Here is a 14,103-nt window from a genome sequence, read left to right on the forward strand (position 1 = left end):
GGCCCATGCCAGAGCGCCGGCCACGGTCGTGGTTCCCAGAATGCGCTTCCATGCATTGCGTGAATTCATCACAGTCCTAGAAAGAGAAATTGATCAGGGTTGTTGCCAAGAGGGCGGAAAGCCGGCGGCACGCCGTATTCGCGGTGCCGCTACCAACGTTGTGCCATCACGACTCCCTTCTCTTGTGCTGTTCCCGACCAGGACGTGGACGTGCTTCCGGCCTGACGGGCTGTCGTGGCCGGTGGTCCCCATTCGGTGACCCGCACTCGGTGTGCCGCGTCGGACGCTGGATTCACGTCCGGCGGTCTCGTGTTCTCCGGCGGTGCCGACCGGTTCGCGTTTTGCTCCCTGGCGGCGATCACTACTCTCGGCCCACCGCGAAGGCGGGGGAAGGGGGTTCAGCTGGACGGAAGGGGTCCTGACCTGATCCGGCCAGGTGCGGTTCCACCGACCTGAGCCGCCCTACCAGCCCACCGTGACCGAGGCGGAGAGGAAGGAGCTGACCGAGATGCTGGAGACCTGCTCATGACCGACCAGCCCGACAGCACCCCCCAGCCTGACCACGGTGGAACCCCGGAGGGGTCGCTCCCGTTGACCGACCAGGTGAAGGCGGGCCCGGGCGGCGCGATCATCGAAGCGGCACCCGCGGCCGGCCGGCGGGTGTCCGGCTAGGAGGGGGCGGGCTGTGGTGAGTGGGCGTGGGACCTGAACGACGGAGGAGTTCGGCACCTTCCCGTACGGGTGCGGTCGAGGCCCTCCTCGCTGACGGCGCCATCCCGACCCCCGTCTACTTCGACGCCGGCTCGGGCGGGGGAGGGGATCAGGTTTCGCAGTGGAGCGTGTATGACGGCCACTGGCCCCACACACCGTAAGCGCCGCGCTGCGCAGGGTGTGTTCCTGCGGCTGGACGGGCCCTGAACACTGCCTGGACTCGGAGGCGATCGGTGACCAGGAGCTGGCCGAGGGCGGGAGCGAACAGGCGGACGCGGGCGAGCGCAACGGGGACGGGCACACCGCCCGGGTCGAGACGACGACCGTCCCCTGCCGGAGACCATCGCCATGCGCCAGGAGCGCCTGGAGGCGGAGATCGCCAAGCAGACGAAGACTTCACCGATCGCGGGCGTGCGGGCGGCACGCCACCTGGAGGTCGTAGCCGAGCGAGTCGACTACCGGGCGGCCCGCGACACCACCGCGGACCTGGACGCCGTGCAGGCCGCAGCGCACTTGGGCCTCAACGAGGATGTGGCTCCCAAGCTGATGGCCCGCTTCGACGAAGCCGCCGACGACGTGGAGCCAGGGGAGATCTCGGAGTTCGAGCGGATCGTCCTGGACGGCGTCGCTGAGCTACCGGATTCGGCATCGCGCCGTCCAACACCCCGGTCAGAGAGCTGAGTAGGGGATCGGCCACCGACTTAGCCGGGTGGTGAGGAGCACGGCGGAGCCGTCGCACACCGCGGCGAAGTCGTGTTCCAGGAAGGACGCCAGCTGGTCCGCCAGGCCTTCGTCGGCGATCTCCTCGACCGTTCGCGGGGAGGACAGCAGGACGACGAGGGCGAGTTCGGGTGCTTCGTCGAGGACGGTCCGGGACGGGGGCCGGCCCTGCCGGGTGTCCTTGACCAGGCGGAATCCCGGTCCTTCTCGCAGGTGCAGGTAGGAGCCGGGGTGGAGGGCCTGCCAGGTTCTGGCCGCCTCGGAGTCCGCGGTCATCGGTGGCGACAGATGGGCGCAGGCAGCGGCGACCGCCGGTGGGAGGTCCACGATCCCGCCCCAGTCGACCGCGATCAGTGCGCTGGCTGCCCGGCGGAGGAAGTCCACGAACTCGCAGAACACGACTCCGTCATCGGGGGCGAGGCGGATCGGGGCGGGCACACGGATGCGGGTGACGCCGAGGTCGTCCCGGAGCCGGTGCAGTTCGGTGAGCGGGGGGAGGGCGGTGAGCCGGACGGTGACGTCGGCGTCCCCGGCCGTGCCGGTGCCGTGGTTCACGCGGGGGCCCCGTTCGTCGTCGTGGGGGTCAGGCTGCCGCCGATCTTCCACGGCACGCGCTCCGCCCGCGTCGGCAGGGCGACGAGCCAGCCGTCGTCCTCGAAGACCAGGCCCTGGGAGCGCCAGGAGGACAGGAAGGAAAGAGCCGACGGGGACAGCGCGGTGAGTCTGCGAGGGCGGAGAAGCTCTGTGAACGCCTCGGCCTCGGGGTTCCCCATCGGGATCGTCCGCGGCGGCCAACCGGACCGGCGGTCTTCGACGTTCACCCCGTCCGCCGTTCGACGCCAGGTCAGGCTGCTGGCGGCGTAGGCACTGCGCCAGATCTCCAAAGCTTCATGGAGGGATCTCTCGAGCGCCGGTCCGATCCCCTCCGGGTCGCTGTCGTACATGTAGACCAGATCGCGGAGTTCGGCATCCGGCAGCTCGTAGATGTGGTGGTAGTACCAGGCCGGACGGCGGTTGGAGAAGCCGATCTCGGGGCGGTCGAAGTTGGGACTGAACCGTTCGAGGGCGAGGCGGGACCCGCCGCCCGGCGGCTGGAGGTGGACGAGGGCCGGGAACTGGTCGATCATCGCCTGGTAGTCGGCGTCCCGCTCACCGGGGAACCCGTAGAGATAGTTCCAGGACATGGTCAGGTTGCGTTCCTCGCCCTCGCGTAGGAGCCGTATGTTCTGGGCGCCGCTCACGCCTTTGTCCATGAGGTTCAGAACCCGGGAACTGAGGCTCTCGATGCCCGGCTGGACGTGGTTGACCCGGGCCGCGGCGAGCGCGTCGAGGTGTTCCACCCGCAGGTTCGACTTGATCTCGTAGTGGATCCGCAGGTCCCAGCCGGTGTCCGCCAACCGCGGGAGGAAGCTGGTGAAGTACCCCATGTCGATGATGTTGTCCGCCATCACGATGTCGAGCACCTGGTGGCGCTCGACCATGCGGAGCACCGTCTCGGCCATCCGGTCCGCGTCCTTGGAACGGAAGGCCATGCCCGAGCCGTTCAGTCCGCAGAACGTGCAGTGGTGCTTCTCGCCCCACCAGCATCCGCGAGAGGACTCCAGGACGAGCTTCGGCTCGATGAAGGCCGCGAGCGGTGAGGTGGCCAGGAAGTCGAAGTAGTGGTCGAAGTCGGGCTCGGGGACCTTCGAGACGGGAGTCAGACTTCTGCGCATCGCGGTGATGCGCGGGCCTTCGGGAGTACGCCGGCACAGCCCCGGGACGAGGTCCAGGGCCTGGGAACCGGGCGCCTCGATCCCGTCCAGCAGGGCGCCGAACGCGTCCTCGCCCTCGCCCCGGACGACGAAGTCGAGGAAGGGGTGGTTGCGGAAGATCGCGGCGCCCTGGACGTCGTCACAGTTCGCGCCGCCCATCACGGTCAGGATCCGGGGGGCGAGGCCTTTGAGTCGTTTGGCCAGGGCCAAGCTCGCCACGTTCTGGGCGAAGGTAGAGGTGAATCCGACGAGGTCGTAGCCGGTCGCGGTGATCTGGGCCGCGAGCATGTCGATGAAGCCGTTCGCGTGTTCGGCGTACGCGGCCGCGATGGCGACGTCCGCTCCGAGCTCGGCGGCCCTGTCCAGGTACGCACGTCCGCCGTCGGGGCGCACCGTCCCGGAGAGCGCCTCGGCGAACACCCATTCCCCCAGGCCGACCATGAAGCCCTCGTCACCCACCTCGGTGTACGAGCTCGGAGTCAGTTTCGGGTCGCGCTCCATGCAGTACTCGGCCCACAGCATGTTCGCGCACAAGACGTCCACGTCATGGCCGAACCGCCAGCGGTCGCTCGTCTGCTTGAGGACCCCCAGCGCGAGCGAAGGATGGTCCAGCGCCGCCCACGGCATGTTGACGAGCAGGACCCGCATCGTGCGTCACCCTCTCCCCGGAGTGGTAAGTGTCCGACCGGGTTCATGAACACCCGGCCGGACACCGTGCCGGAAACCGGCTTTCAGATCGCCTCGCGCCGCTACTCGGTGGCGGCAACGGCCTTGACATCACCGTCCGCATCGGGCTCGGCAGCCGCCTTCGCCAGCCGGGTACGAATGATGATGAGGTTCGCGGCCTGCACCGGTGCGGCATCCTGCATTTCTGTCCGCTTCATGTGATCACCTCCTTCGCGATGCTCGACTTGCCCTGGACGCGCCGACCGGGCCGGCCCGCCGTCGATGCGGTCAGTTGCCGCGTGTGGTGAAGGCGATCCTTTCCGGAGGGCCGAAATCCGGACACCGGGAAGGAGCCGTGAGGAGGGGTTGCAGCACCATGAGAGCCCCCGTGGCCAAGCGATCAACAGCACACAGAACAAACGTCATCGAACTCAATTGCCGTGAGGCTAGCCAGGGTGGTGACAAGCGTCAATGGTGATGTGCCGAGCCCTTTTGCCAGGTCGCACGGGGTGAGCGGGGAGGCGGCGGGTCCGCTTTCGGGTGGCACCGTGAATGCTTCCAGGCGCAGCTCCGGGTCCGTCCGAGGCTGTACGGGGGCTGCCGGAGCCGTGCCGCAACAGCCGGGCAACAGGGCGCGAGACCTGGACGTCGGAGGAGTTTGGCACCTCCCACACGGCCGCGGTCGATCCAGATCCTCTACAGGTGCGGTCCGGGCCCATGGCGGCATGAATCCCAGGCTGCCGCTCGCGTACACCGGGCAGCCCCAGTTCAGGTGCTGCGACACAGCCAGGCGGCAGGAGAGCGGAAGACCGAGCTGCCTGTGACCGGCAGAAGCCTGCATCAGGAGCAGATTGCAGCGCAGGCCGGCCGCGGATCGGCGGGGGCTGAGTTCTCGCCCAACACCGACCTCGAACTCTGGACCCGGAACCGGGCCCTGGGACAGCTCGGTGTTGCCCGACCGGCCGAATCCTCCTCGTGGGTTTCCGCCCCTGGACGTGCGACTTCACCGCCGTCTACGCCGGGCTTGCCGCGATCTCTGTCGTCGACCGAGTTGCGGCAGTTCCGGATCGTCACGGTACTAGGGTCGCTTCATGGCAGATCCCCGTTCCGGCGCTGTGGACCCGGTTCCCACCCCGCGGACCAACTTGCTGGGGGTGGATCTGTACCTGGAGGTGCGTGGCCGCGGCCTTCGCGCGGGGCTCATCGATGCGTTGCGGGAGGCGGTGCGTACGGGCCGGCTGGCGCCCGGGGTGAGGCTGCCGCCGTCGCGTTCGTTCGCCGCGGACCTGGGTATCGCCCGGAGCACGGTGTCCGCCGCCTATACGGAGCTGGTGGCCGAGGGTTGGCTGACCGCTCGGCAGGGTTCCGGAACTCGGGTTGCCAAGCGGGTCGAAGCGCGACGGACCGCGCTTGCCCCGCAGCAGGCGGCGCCGACGGTCCATCGGCCGGCGTACAGCCTGCTGACGGGCATGCCGAACCTTGCGGAGTTCCCCCGCGGGCAGTGGCTGGCCTGCGCGCGGCGTGCTCTGGGTGCGGCCCCGCACGAGGCCTTCGCGCTGGGTGACGCCCTTGGCCGGGTGGAGCTGCGTACGGCGCTCGCGGAGTATCTGGCGCGGGCCCGTGGGGTGTACGCGGACCCGGGCAGGATCGTGATCTGCTCCGGCTTCCACCACGGCCTGAAGCTGATCGCACAGGCGCTCCACGCGCGAGGGGTGCGGTCGGTGGCGGTCGAGTCGTACGGGCTGGACCTCTACCGCCGCCAGCTGACCTCGGCCGGGCTGCGCACCCCGCTCCTGGACGTCGACGAGCACGGAGCCCGGGTCGCCGATCTGGAGGGCCTGGAGGGGGTGGGTGCGGTGTTGCTGACGCCGGCGCACCAGTTCCCGACCGGCGTGGCGCTGCACCACGACCGGCGTGCGGCGGCGGTGGACTGGGCTCGCGCCGGGGACTGGCTGGTCCTGGAGGACGACTACGACGGGGAGTTCCGGTACGACCGTCAGCCGGTCGGCGCCTTGCAGGGGCTGGACCCGGAGCGGGTGGTGTATTTCGGGACGGTGAGCAAGTCGCTGGCCCCGGGCCTCCGGTTGGCGTGGATGGTGCTGCCTGAAGCACTGGTTGCGGAGGTGGTGGCCGCGAAGGGAGGCCTGGACTGGGTGTCGAGCGCACTGGATCAGCTGACCCTCGCGGAGTTCATCGCTTCCGGCGCCTACGACCGGCAGGTGCGACTGATGCGGCAGCACTACCGGCGCCGACGCGACCAGCTGGTGTCCGCCCTGGCCCGGCGGGCACCCGGTGTCCGGGTGTCCGGCATCGCCGCCGGGCTGCAGGCGGTCCTCGAACTCCCCCCGGGCAGCGAGCGGTCGGTCATCGAGGCCGCAGGCCGGGAGGATCTGGCGGTCAGCGGACTGGCCGAGTTCCGGCACGAGGCCCCGCCGGGCCAGAGCGCCGGCCCCGGACGCGATGCTCTGGTGGTGAACTTCGCAGCGCCCTTGGAAAGCGCGTGGGCCGGAGCGCTGGAGGCCCTGTGCCGGGCAATGCCGACAGGCGGTCAAGTAGCTCGGGGAGTTCTCCCAGGCCGGTGATCCGGTGCAGGTCGGGCCGGCCGGCCGTGTCCTGGCGGTCGAGCCAGACCCCGGTGAGGCCGGCCGCTGCCGCGCCGGCGGCGTCGATGTCGGGCTCGTTGCCGACGTACACCACCTCGCGCGGGTCCACGCCCAGCGCCTCGCACGCCGCGTGGAAAGCGGCGGGGTCGGGCTTGGACACGCCGAGCTCGGCGGAGCACAGGACGGAATCGAAGTGGGCGACGTACCGCGAGAACCAGGCGTCCGCCTCGCTGTCGGGCAGGCCGGCGCCCAAGAACCCCCGTACGCGTTCCCGTGCCTGCCCGCGGAAATCGGTGCCGCCCGCGGCGAACCGTGCCCAGTGCAGGTTCCTCTGCGCCCGCCACTGTCGCAGTGCCTCGTCCGGGGTCGGGTACAGGCCGTTGAGACCCTCGGCGCTCAGGTGGCCGTGCAGGCCGTCGCGGTCGGCGCCGGTGTAGTCGAACAGGGTGTCGTCGATGTCCCAGAGCACCGCTCTGATCGTCACGCCGTGGAGTTTCAGGTGCTCGCTCATATCCGGCTCAGGCATGGAGACGTGCTGCGAGGCCGGCGGTCGCCGCCATCGCGTACCGCTGCATGCCGGGACCGAAGGTGATGCGGGTCGCGCCGAGGCGGGCCAGCGTGGCCACGGACTGCCCGTCGGGGTCGCCGACCATGTTGAGGGGGCCCTCGATCCCCTCCCGCAGAGCCGGGAGCACCTCGAGCGGGGCCAGGATCGGGTAGACGCAGTCGGCCCCGGCCTCCGTGTAGAGCCGGGCCCGGGCCAGGGCCTCGCCGAGGTCGCCGGAGCCGTGCAGGAACGTGTCCACGCGCGCGTTGACGAACAGTGCGTCACCCGCCTCCGCACGGACCTCGGCGAGCCAGTCCGCGTGGCGGAGGGGATCCCTGAGCGTGCCGTCCGGCTCGGAGTCCTCCAGGTTGCAGCCGACCGCGCCCGTCTCCAGCAGCCGGCCCACCAGCTCCTTGGGGGAGAGTCCGTACCCGCCTTCGACGTCGGCGGACACGGGGACGTCGACGGCCCGGACGATCCTGGCCACGGCGGCGAACATCTCCTCGGCCGGGGTCGCCCCGTCCTCGTAGCCGAGCGAGGCGGCGATCCCGGCGCTCGGCGTAGCGAGCGCGCGGAAGCCGGCATCGGCAAGGACGCGGGCGCTGGCCGCGTCCCACGGGCCGGGCAGGACGAGCGGGTCGGTGGCGGTGCGGCCCTGGTGCAGGAGGCGGAAGGCGGAGGCGGTCATGTGGTTCACGGTTCCCTGGAGGCGGAGGCGGCTGTATCGAGCAGAAGGGATGTTCAGGTGGTCGGCGTGTAGCGGCCGGGGACCATGCGGGTGGAGACACCGAACCGGTTCCAGGCGTTGCTCGTGGCGATCGCGGCGATGAGACGGGCGAGCTCCGCCTCGTCGAACTGTTCGGCGGCCCGGGCGTAGACCACGTCGGGCACGAACCCGTCCGTGAGCAGGGTGATCGCCTCGGTCAGCTCGATCGCCGCGATCTCCTTCGCCGTGTAGAAGTGCCGCGACTCCCGCCAGGCACCGAGCTGGACGATCCGCTGCGTCGTCTCACAGGCCGCCAAGGCGTCCTGCGTGTGCATGTCCAGGCAGAACGCGCAGTGGTTGATCTGCGCGGCACGGATCTTGACCAGGTTGAGCAGGAGCGGATCGAGGCCCTTGGACGCCGCGGCGTCCAGCCGGACCATCGCCCGGTAAACCTCCGGGGCCAGCTGCGCCCAGTCCAGGCGCGGGGTGTGCGCGCAAAGGCGCTCGTGCGGGTGCGTCGTCATGGTTTCCACAGTCGTCATGCCTACGACGCTACGCATGGGATGGCCTGCGCTCAGCATCCAATTTGGCGTTGGTTCCTCGGTCCAATTCGGCCGGACCGGCCTGCTGGCCAGCCCGATGCGCAGGCCGAGGAACGTGGGCCGAACGGGGGAGCGCCGTCGCCCGCACGAAGCCGTGCAGTAACCGGTCGGGCGTGAGGGCGTTCGCCCTGTGGCATGTGTTCCAGGCGAGCCGGCCCCGGCTTGCAGCCCGACCTGAGAGGCCCTCCATGCGTGCACGATTCCGCCTCGCCACCGCGGCCCTGATTCTCTCCGCGGCCTCTGCCGCAACCGTGGGACATGCAGCAGCGTCCGCTCCCCAGACCTGCGCCGAGGTCCGTGATGCTGCGGTGTCCGCTCCTCTGCCCGGCCAGTTCGTCCCCCAGTGCACCGAGGACGGCAACTACGAGCCGGTCCAGCACAACGGATCAACCGGCTACTCCTTCCGGGTCGACCCCGTGACCGGCGAACAGATCGGTGAGGCCTGGCGCGGCGAGGAACCGCCTGCCGCAGACGCCCAGCCGTAGCAGGACAGGGCCGCTACGGGCAGAGCTGGTCCGCGGCGCCGACGCCGTACGCCGCGCCGCGCACAAGACCCGCAGGGTCCCGAGGGCGAGCTCGGCGAGGCCCGGAAGACGGTCATGCCGACGCCGACCGGCTGGAGCAGGACCGGCTCGCGGGATATCTGCGGCCAGTCCTCCCCCGCCATCAGGCCGTCAAGCGCGGCGGCGTCCAAGCCCGGGCGCAGCTGCGCCTCGGCCCCTTCCGGGGCGAGGTTCGTGGCGAAGCACCCGCCGCGGAGCGCCCGAGTGCTGCCGGGCGAGCGGTGGGGGCCCAGCGCCAACTCGGCAGGGCAGGTCGGCCGGCCTGCGCCGTGTGGACCTGTCGATGTGTTTCGTCCCAGCGGTGCGGTATGAGTTGAAGCGTTGTCTGTGCTGGTCAGCCGGGTTTTTGGTGTCCCATGGTGTCCCGCCGGGATGGGATGTGAGGCGGGTGGGCGGTGTGCTGGTCTCCCACAGCGAGGGACTGCAGAGAAACGATCTGCCGGCCCGCGCCACACTCACCACTCCGGGAGCCCTAGATGTCCACCACCGCTGTTGTCGTCACCGTCCTGACCGCCCTGTGGGTGGGATTCTCCGGCGTGTCGCTGCTGAGGCGCGCCGCGTTCGTCATCGACCCCTTGGTGGCCTACGGGGTGCCGCGTTCGTGGTGGACTGCCCTCGCGGTCCTCAAGCTCCTCGGCGCGATGGGCTTGCTGGTGGGATTGGGTGTGCCCGTACTCGGTGGTGCTGCGGCGGTGGGCCTCATCCTCTACTTCCTCGGCGCGATCGTCACGGTCCTGCGGGCACGCTCGTACAAGACCGTCGCGTTCCCCGTCCTGTACCTGGCACCCGTCGTAGCCACAGCCACCCTGGCCTTCGCCTGAAGGCCGTGACGCAACGCTGGAAAGCGGCCGGCGGGCAACCGCAGCCAGGTTGAATGCCGCGGTTTCCCCAATCTCCGGCTCACCCACACCATTCGGATCCAGATGATCCGTTCGTCGGCCGGTGAGCCCTACGGGACAGCCTTAGGACAGGCCGCTCGCAGCCCGTCTGCGACCAGGGCGTGGACGTGACCGGCTTTCTCACCGACGCGCACGAGGCGGGGGCCGGCATTGACCAGGCGGTGGCCGCCGTACTTGCCGCCGCCCCCGTATTCGCTCAGGCGGCGCTGGAGCGAGCCGTCGGTGCATGGCGGCAGCCTGTGAGATCAACGCCGCGGCGCGCTCGATCTCGGCGGCCGTGGTGGTCCGGCCGATCCCCAGGCGCAGGGTTTGGCGGGCCTGATGGCGGGTGAGGACGATGGCGATGAGGACGTGGGAGGGGTCGCTGGTGCCGGGGAGACGTCGGGAGAGGTGCCCGTTGACGGTGGTGCCGGGGATCGCGTCGAGGAGCCGGTCCTGGAGGCGGTCACGCAGGGCGCGGATCTGCGTGACCGCCGGAACGGTGTCGCCGGTGATCAGCTCGGCGGCGGCGTCGAACCCGACGATGCCGGCGACGTTGAGGGTGCTGGCCCGCAACCCACGTTCCTGGCCGCCGCCTGGCGGAGTATGACCGTCGGCTTCGCCACAAGCGGGCCCAGGCCACAACGTGTCACGTGACTCCGGATGACGAGATCCCGGCCCGCGTACAGGTGGCTCACGTGATGCCACCTGCGAGTCGGCGACCGAATTCCAGAAGGCGTCAGCCTTCTGCCCACCCGCGGGTACGCCTCCTGCACGATGTCCTGACACGTCGCCAGCGACAGCGACCGGTTCGACCGCCGCAGGACCTCCGGCGCCGTCGCCATGGACACCGGATACGCCTCCAGCAGCCGCTGCGCGACGTACGCGGCCGGCGCGAACTCCTCCTCCGCTCCCTCGCCTACCACGGGCCCCCGAGCCCCCCGGCAGCGATGTCCTGGCCGCCGGGCTTCGTGCGCCTGGGTTCGGAGCGATGACCCGCACCTTTGTTCTGCAAGGATTGTTCGGCTTGGACCTTGAGCGAGGGGGTAGCCGGTGGGCGATCGATCACTGCCACGGTGTGCCAGGAGAGTGCCACGATGACGGATGACGCCTACTTCTTCCTCGTAATGACCACGGAAGGCTGGCAGGGAACGCCGCTGGCCCTCGTCGGAGACCTGGAGTGTCTGGAGACCTCGGCTGTTCAGGCCTGGTTGGCGGCGCAGGGAGTGAGTGCCGCTTCGCCGACCGTCCACGTGGTGCCTCCGGAACAGAGCGCACTCATTCCCGACGGCGCCGAGCGGCTCCCGGTGCCGCTGAGCGAGGAGGAGCTCGAACGGCTCCGCCGTGCGGCGGCCACGGACCACGTGGCGAGCGTCGAGGAGGAACTGCTTGCTTTCCGCGAGGGTGAGGACAACAGGGACGCCCTGTTGCGACGAGCGCTCGCCGCGGGCGTGCCGGCCCACCGGATCATCGAGCTCTCCGGAGTCGATCCGACCGCGCTGTCGTCTGCCTCCCGGGCATGACATTCCGCGTCCGCCCCATCGCCTTCGGCTCTGGGGACGGCTGACCCGGGTCAAAGCCACTGCAGGGAGCATCGCGGTCCTCGGCGGCCGGGAAGCAGTCCTGAGACCGCGGGGTGCTCGAGTGGCTCCGGCTTCAGCAGTGGGTCCGCAGGCCGCTCAGGATGAGGTCGGCGATGTGGTGGGCGTGGGCGCGGATGGTGGTGGAGGAGTCGGGTGGGTGGCCGAGGCGGGTGCTCAGCGCCGGGCTGACCCAGGGTGCGGTGCCGCCTGAGGTGATCATGAAGTAGACCGCGGGCAGGGGAACGTCCTTGAGGATGCCGTCGGCGACGAGTTGGGCATACAGCGGCGCGAAGCGGTTGATGGTGGGCTGGATGTGGCGGGACCACAGGTGGGTGACGCGGTCGGAGTCGTGGGTGGCTTCGGAGGTGACCAGACGGAGCAGGTCCGGCTGGTGTGCCGCGGCCTGGATGAAGCCGACGATCATGTTGTGGAGGCGGTCGAGCGGCGGGCCGCCCGGGTCCTCGGCGCGGTCGAGTGCCTCGGTCAGGCGCGCGCAGGCGTCATCGACGGCGGCCTTCCACAGAGCCCCTTTGGAGCCGTACCGCTTGGTGAGCATGTTGTGGCTGACGTTGAGCTCCGCGTTGAGGGATCGCAGCGATACCCCCTCGAATCCGTGACGGGAGAAGGCCGTCAGCGCGGCTTGGAGGACTTCGCCTTCGGGGACCAGGCGCCGGGTCTTGAAGGCGTTCTCGGCTGGGGCGTGCTGCATGGGGTCAGGCTATCCGGCGCGCTTGTCCGCCTGGCGGGCCGTCGAGGGGTTTCTGGAGGCCGTCACAGTTCACTCGCCGAAGGTCATGTGGAGGTCGTCTATGGCGAGGGCGAGCAGCGGGCGGTGGTGTGCGAGGAGACGTGCGAGGGGGCTGCTGAGCGGCACGTTCCACCAGCAACGGGCCGTCGAGACCCATCAGGACCAGGTCACGGGAACCGTGACAGGACTCCCGTCAGGGTCTTGGAGCAGTGTGAAACGGCGGCGCAGGGTGAATGAGGGGCCGCTGCGCCGCCGCAGGCGGGGGGCGGGTTCACCGGTTGGGCCGGTGGGCGTCGAGAGAATGGATGTAGGCGCGTGTGAGGGCGAGGTTCTCGGTGATGAGAGCGGCCCGGCGTGCGGGCCGGCTCTGCCAGCGGTATCCGAGGCGGACGACGGGGCGCAGCGCGGCCAGGGCCGACTGGAGCGGACGTGCGGGAAGCGACCGGTCCGGGGAGCCGGCGTGGAACCGGGTGACGAGTGCACGGAGCAGGGGACGGCCCACGGCTGCCGAAAGCTTCACCTGGGCCTCCAGGGTTTCGGCTACGGCCTCGATCGTCTGGTGGGTGAGGACGTCGGCCTCGGGAGCAGCCGGCGACTGGCTCCGTCCGGCGAGCTGACGGTCGGCCTCGGCGGCCGCGGCCGGACCTGTCAGGTGCGCCACGAGGTGGGGTTCGATTCCCATCAGGTGCGCGATGTGCTGCCAGTACCGGTAGAGGACTGCCAGTTCGGATTCGGTCCAGGTGTAGCCGATCATGGCCTCGGCCCGGAACGAGGTATGGGTGAAGGCCAGCCAGGTACGCAGGAGATCGGCCTGGTTGATCGGTGATCCGTGCACTGCCGGGTCGTAGCCGTTTGCGAGGGCGGCCAGACGGGCCCGGGCATGCACCAGACGCACGTGAGCGGTGGCGATGTAGCCGGGCTTCCCCGGGTGCAGTGCGCCGGGGAGCAGCGCGGAGTTGACCCACAGGCCCGTCGCGTCCAAACGGGTCCCCGCGGTGTTCACGAGGGAGCCGGTGGCTGCCAAGGCGGCCGCGATCGAGGGGCACCGGTAGACCTTGACGAGCGACCCGGCCGACAGCGCGATCGCGTGAACCCATCCGGGATGGATGAACCAGGCTTGGGACCCGCGGTCAAGTACGTCTGGATCGAGGTGTGCGGGCGGATGCTCAAGGTCGTGCAGAAAGGCGGCCAGGGCCGGTGAAGGCCGGGTCAGTTCCCGTGCCCCGTGGGCAAGGCCATGCTGGAGATCGTCTCGGGTCTGCTTTCCCCCGTTCCGCAGTTCTTCCACCAGGTCATCCGCCAGGTGATCCGCCACTCCCTGGGCGCGGGTAACCCAGTGCGGGACTTGATCCTTGGAGTCAGTGCTCTCAGGCATGACGAACCCACCCCCATCAAGAGTTGACGAGTGTCAACTCAAGGAGTGTGAGGCACCTTTGCCCGGCCAGACAAGAGGCCGCACACCCGGCATCCGCCGAGGTCGGTGAGCACGCCTAGCTCGGCACCGAGTGCGGCGGGGCCCGATGAGTGGGCGGTCGTCGCCGGTCAGCGGGCGGGCGGGTAAACCGGCGGCGCAGGCTCAGAGCCGAAGCCGAGACCGGCACGTCCAGCACACCCATCTGCCGTGCCGCGCGATCCCGGCAACAGCCACCGCCACCGCGCCGGGCTGGGGGCGGTCAGGTGATGGGGAAGAGGTGGTGGGCGCCGGTCAGCTGGAGGAGTTTGGTGACTTGCTGGTTGGGGGCGTGGAGGACGATGCGTCGGCCGTGCTCGACGGCGGTGAGGCGTGCCTGGAGGAAGACGTTCAGGCCGGAGGAGTCGCAGAAGGTGAGCTCGCTCAGGTCGAGGACGACGTCGGGCGGACAGCCGGGCTGGGTGATCAGGGTGCGCAGGGCTTCGTGGAGGAGCGGAGCCCGGTCGATGTCCAGCTCGCCTCCGACGTGCACGATCACTTGCTGCTCCTGCTTTTCCACCTCTACGGGGGTGGGGTCCAGCTCATCGTCCATCGGTCCAGGGTAGGAGGTG

General features: G+C 69.9%; 15 protein-coding genes and 1 pseudogene. 6 read left to right on the top strand and 10 right to left on the bottom strand.

Annotated features, from left to right (window positions below; translation table 11 throughout):
• Positions 1 to 525: 525 nt before the first annotated feature.
• Positions 526 to 672 (top strand): hypothetical protein, encoded by a 147-nt coding sequence (locus tag ACFWNV_RS35940; protein ID WP_383955287.1) that lies wholly within the window; start codon positions 526 to 528, stop codon positions 670 to 672.
• Positions 673 to 1,059: 387 nt separating this feature from the next.
• Positions 1,060 to 1,392, top strand: coding sequence for a hypothetical protein (locus tag ACFWNV_RS35945; protein WP_383955290.1), 333 nt, complete (start codon positions 1,060 to 1,062; stop codon positions 1,390 to 1,392).
• Here the strand turns inward: ACFWNV_RS35945 and ACFWNV_RS35950 are convergent.
• The 3 genes from ACFWNV_RS35950 to ACFWNV_RS35960 all read right to left on the bottom strand — a co-directional run bounded on the left by ACFWNV_RS35950 (position 1,381) and on the right by ACFWNV_RS35960 (position 4,069).
• A complete protein-coding gene (locus ACFWNV_RS35950) occupies positions 1,381 to 1,986 on the bottom strand; it encodes a DUF5825 family protein (RefSeq protein WP_383955293.1) in 606 nt (201 codons plus the stop codon). The two genes, ACFWNV_RS35945 and ACFWNV_RS35950, sit on opposite strands and share 12 nt — an antisense overlap.
• Positions 1,983 to 3,833 (bottom strand): RiPP maturation radical SAM C-methyltransferase, encoded by a 1,851-nt coding sequence (locus ACFWNV_RS35955; RefSeq protein WP_383955296.1) that lies wholly within the window; start codon positions 3,831 to 3,833, stop codon positions 1,983 to 1,985. Before ACFWNV_RS35955 ends, ACFWNV_RS35950 begins: the two co-directional genes overlap by 4 nt.
• 101 nt (positions 3,834 to 3,934) lie before the next feature.
• On the bottom strand, positions 3,935 to 4,069 hold the full coding sequence (locus ACFWNV_RS35960) for a hypothetical protein (RefSeq protein WP_383955299.1): 135 nt from the start codon (positions 4,067 to 4,069) through the stop codon (positions 3,935 to 3,937).
• A gap of 873 nt (positions 4,070 to 4,942) precedes the next feature.
• Here ACFWNV_RS35960 and ACFWNV_RS35965 point away from each other — a divergent pair.
• A complete protein-coding gene (locus ACFWNV_RS35965; protein ID WP_383955302.1) occupies positions 4,943 to 6,433 on the top strand; it encodes a PLP-dependent aminotransferase family protein in 1,491 nt (496 codons plus the stop codon).
• Here the strand turns inward: ACFWNV_RS35965 and ACFWNV_RS35970 are convergent.
• The 3 genes and pseudogenes from ACFWNV_RS35970 to ACFWNV_RS35980 form a co-directional block, all read right to left on the bottom strand.
• A pseudogene (locus tag ACFWNV_RS35970) lies at positions 6,402 to 6,965 on the bottom strand (HAD family hydrolase); the annotation flags it as partial. The gene ACFWNV_RS35965 and the pseudogene ACFWNV_RS35970 overlap by 32 nt on opposite strands.
• Positions 6,966 to 6,972: 7 nt before the next feature.
• Positions 6,973 to 7,689: an isocitrate lyase/phosphoenolpyruvate mutase family protein gene (locus tag ACFWNV_RS35975; RefSeq protein ID WP_383955304.1), complete on the bottom strand. Its 717-nt coding sequence runs from the start codon at positions 7,687 to 7,689 to the stop codon at positions 6,973 to 6,975.
• 53 nt (positions 7,690 to 7,742) lie between these two features.
• Positions 7,743 to 8,249: a carboxymuconolactone decarboxylase family protein gene (locus ACFWNV_RS35980; protein ID WP_383955307.1), complete on the bottom strand. Its 507-nt coding sequence runs from the start codon at positions 8,247 to 8,249 to the stop codon at positions 7,743 to 7,745.
• 368 nt (positions 8,250 to 8,617) lie between these two features.
• On the opposite strand from ACFWNV_RS35980, the gene ACFWNV_RS35985 reads away from it, so the two are divergent.
• On the top strand, positions 8,618 to 8,794 hold the full coding sequence (locus ACFWNV_RS35985; protein ID WP_383955310.1) for a thyroglobulin type-1 repeat-containing protein: 177 nt from the start codon (positions 8,618 to 8,620) through the stop codon (positions 8,792 to 8,794).
• A gap of 554 nt (positions 8,795 to 9,348) precedes the next feature.
• Complete coding sequence (locus tag ACFWNV_RS35990) at positions 9,349 to 9,693, top strand: DoxX family protein (RefSeq protein WP_383955312.1); 345 nt, start codon at positions 9,349 to 9,351, stop codon at positions 9,691 to 9,693.
• Between the two features lie 198 nt (positions 9,694 to 9,891).
• Here the strand turns inward: ACFWNV_RS35990 and ACFWNV_RS35995 are convergent, their stop codons facing one another.
• Positions 9,892 to 10,326: a hypothetical protein gene (locus tag ACFWNV_RS35995; RefSeq protein WP_383955315.1), complete on the bottom strand. Its 435-nt coding sequence runs from the start codon at positions 10,324 to 10,326 to the stop codon at positions 9,892 to 9,894.
• 521 nt (positions 10,327 to 10,847) lie between these two features.
• Between ACFWNV_RS35995 and ACFWNV_RS36000 the strand changes: the two genes are divergently transcribed.
• Positions 10,848 to 11,273, top strand: coding sequence for a DUF6003 family protein (locus tag ACFWNV_RS36000; protein WP_383955318.1), 426 nt, complete (start codon positions 10,848 to 10,850; stop codon positions 11,271 to 11,273).
• 133 nt (positions 11,274 to 11,406) lie between these two features.
• Here the strand turns inward: ACFWNV_RS36000 and ACFWNV_RS36005 are convergent, their stop codons facing one another.
• From ACFWNV_RS36005 to ACFWNV_RS36015, 3 genes are all read right to left on the bottom strand, one after another.
• The gene (locus ACFWNV_RS36005) at positions 11,407 to 12,042 is read right to left on the bottom strand and encodes a TetR/AcrR family transcriptional regulator (protein WP_383955321.1); all 636 of its coding nucleotides are present in this window, start codon (positions 12,040 to 12,042) and stop codon (positions 11,407 to 11,409) included.
• A gap of 310 nt (positions 12,043 to 12,352) precedes the next feature.
• On the bottom strand, positions 12,353 to 13,456 hold the full coding sequence (locus ACFWNV_RS36010) for an oxygenase MpaB family protein (RefSeq protein WP_383955324.1): 1,104 nt from the start codon (positions 13,454 to 13,456) through the stop codon (positions 12,353 to 12,355).
• Positions 13,457 to 13,754: 298 nt separating this feature from the next.
• Positions 13,755 to 14,103 (bottom strand): STAS domain-containing protein (locus tag ACFWNV_RS36015; RefSeq protein WP_383955327.1); only part of this gene is annotated, 349 nt, incomplete at its 5' end.

It is taken from the genome of Streptomyces sp. NPDC058401 (genome assembly GCF_042722885.1).
In the GTDB taxonomy this organism is placed as follows: Bacteria; Actinomycetota; Actinomycetes; order Streptomycetales; family Streptomycetaceae; genus Streptomyces.

Excerpts from the sequence above, each read along its gene's own strand:
- ACFWNV_RS35980 (WP_383955307.1), bottom strand. The coding sequence starts at position 8,249 with ATGACGACTGTGGAAACCATGACGACGCACCCGCACGAGCGCCTTTGC.
- ACFWNV_RS35965 (WP_383955302.1), top strand. The coding sequence starts at position 4,943 with ATGGCAGATCCCCGTTCCGGCGCTGTGGACCCGGTTCCCACCCCGCGG.
- ACFWNV_RS35945 (WP_383955290.1), top strand. The coding sequence starts at position 1,060 with ATGCGCCAGGAGCGCCTGGAGGCGGAGATCGCCAAGCAGACGAAGACT.
- ACFWNV_RS35960 (WP_383955299.1), bottom strand. The coding sequence starts at position 4,069 with ATGAAGCGGACAGAAATGCAGGATGCCGCACCGGTGCAGGCCGCGAAC.
- ACFWNV_RS36010 (WP_383955324.1), bottom strand. The coding sequence starts at position 13,456 with ATGCCTGAGAGCACTGACTCCAAGGATCAAGTCCCGCACTGGGTTACC.
- ACFWNV_RS35990 (WP_383955312.1), top strand. The coding sequence starts at position 9,349 with ATGTCCACCACCGCTGTTGTCGTCACCGTCCTGACCGCCCTGTGGGTG.
- ACFWNV_RS35940 (WP_383955287.1), top strand. The coding sequence starts at position 526 with ATGACCGACCAGCCCGACAGCACCCCCCAGCCTGACCACGGTGGAACC.
- ACFWNV_RS36005 (WP_383955321.1), bottom strand. The coding sequence starts at position 12,042 with ATGCAGCACGCCCCAGCCGAGAACGCCTTCAAGACCCGGCGCCTGGTC.
- ACFWNV_RS35975 (WP_383955304.1), bottom strand. The coding sequence starts at position 7,689 with ATGACCGCCTCCGCCTTCCGCCTCCTGCACCAGGGCCGCACCGCCACC.
- ACFWNV_RS36000 (WP_383955318.1), top strand. The coding sequence starts at position 10,848 with ATGACGGATGACGCCTACTTCTTCCTCGTAATGACCACGGAAGGCTGG.
- ACFWNV_RS35955 (WP_383955296.1), bottom strand. The coding sequence starts at position 3,833 with ATGCGGGTCCTGCTCGTCAACATGCCGTGGGCGGCGCTGGACCATCCT.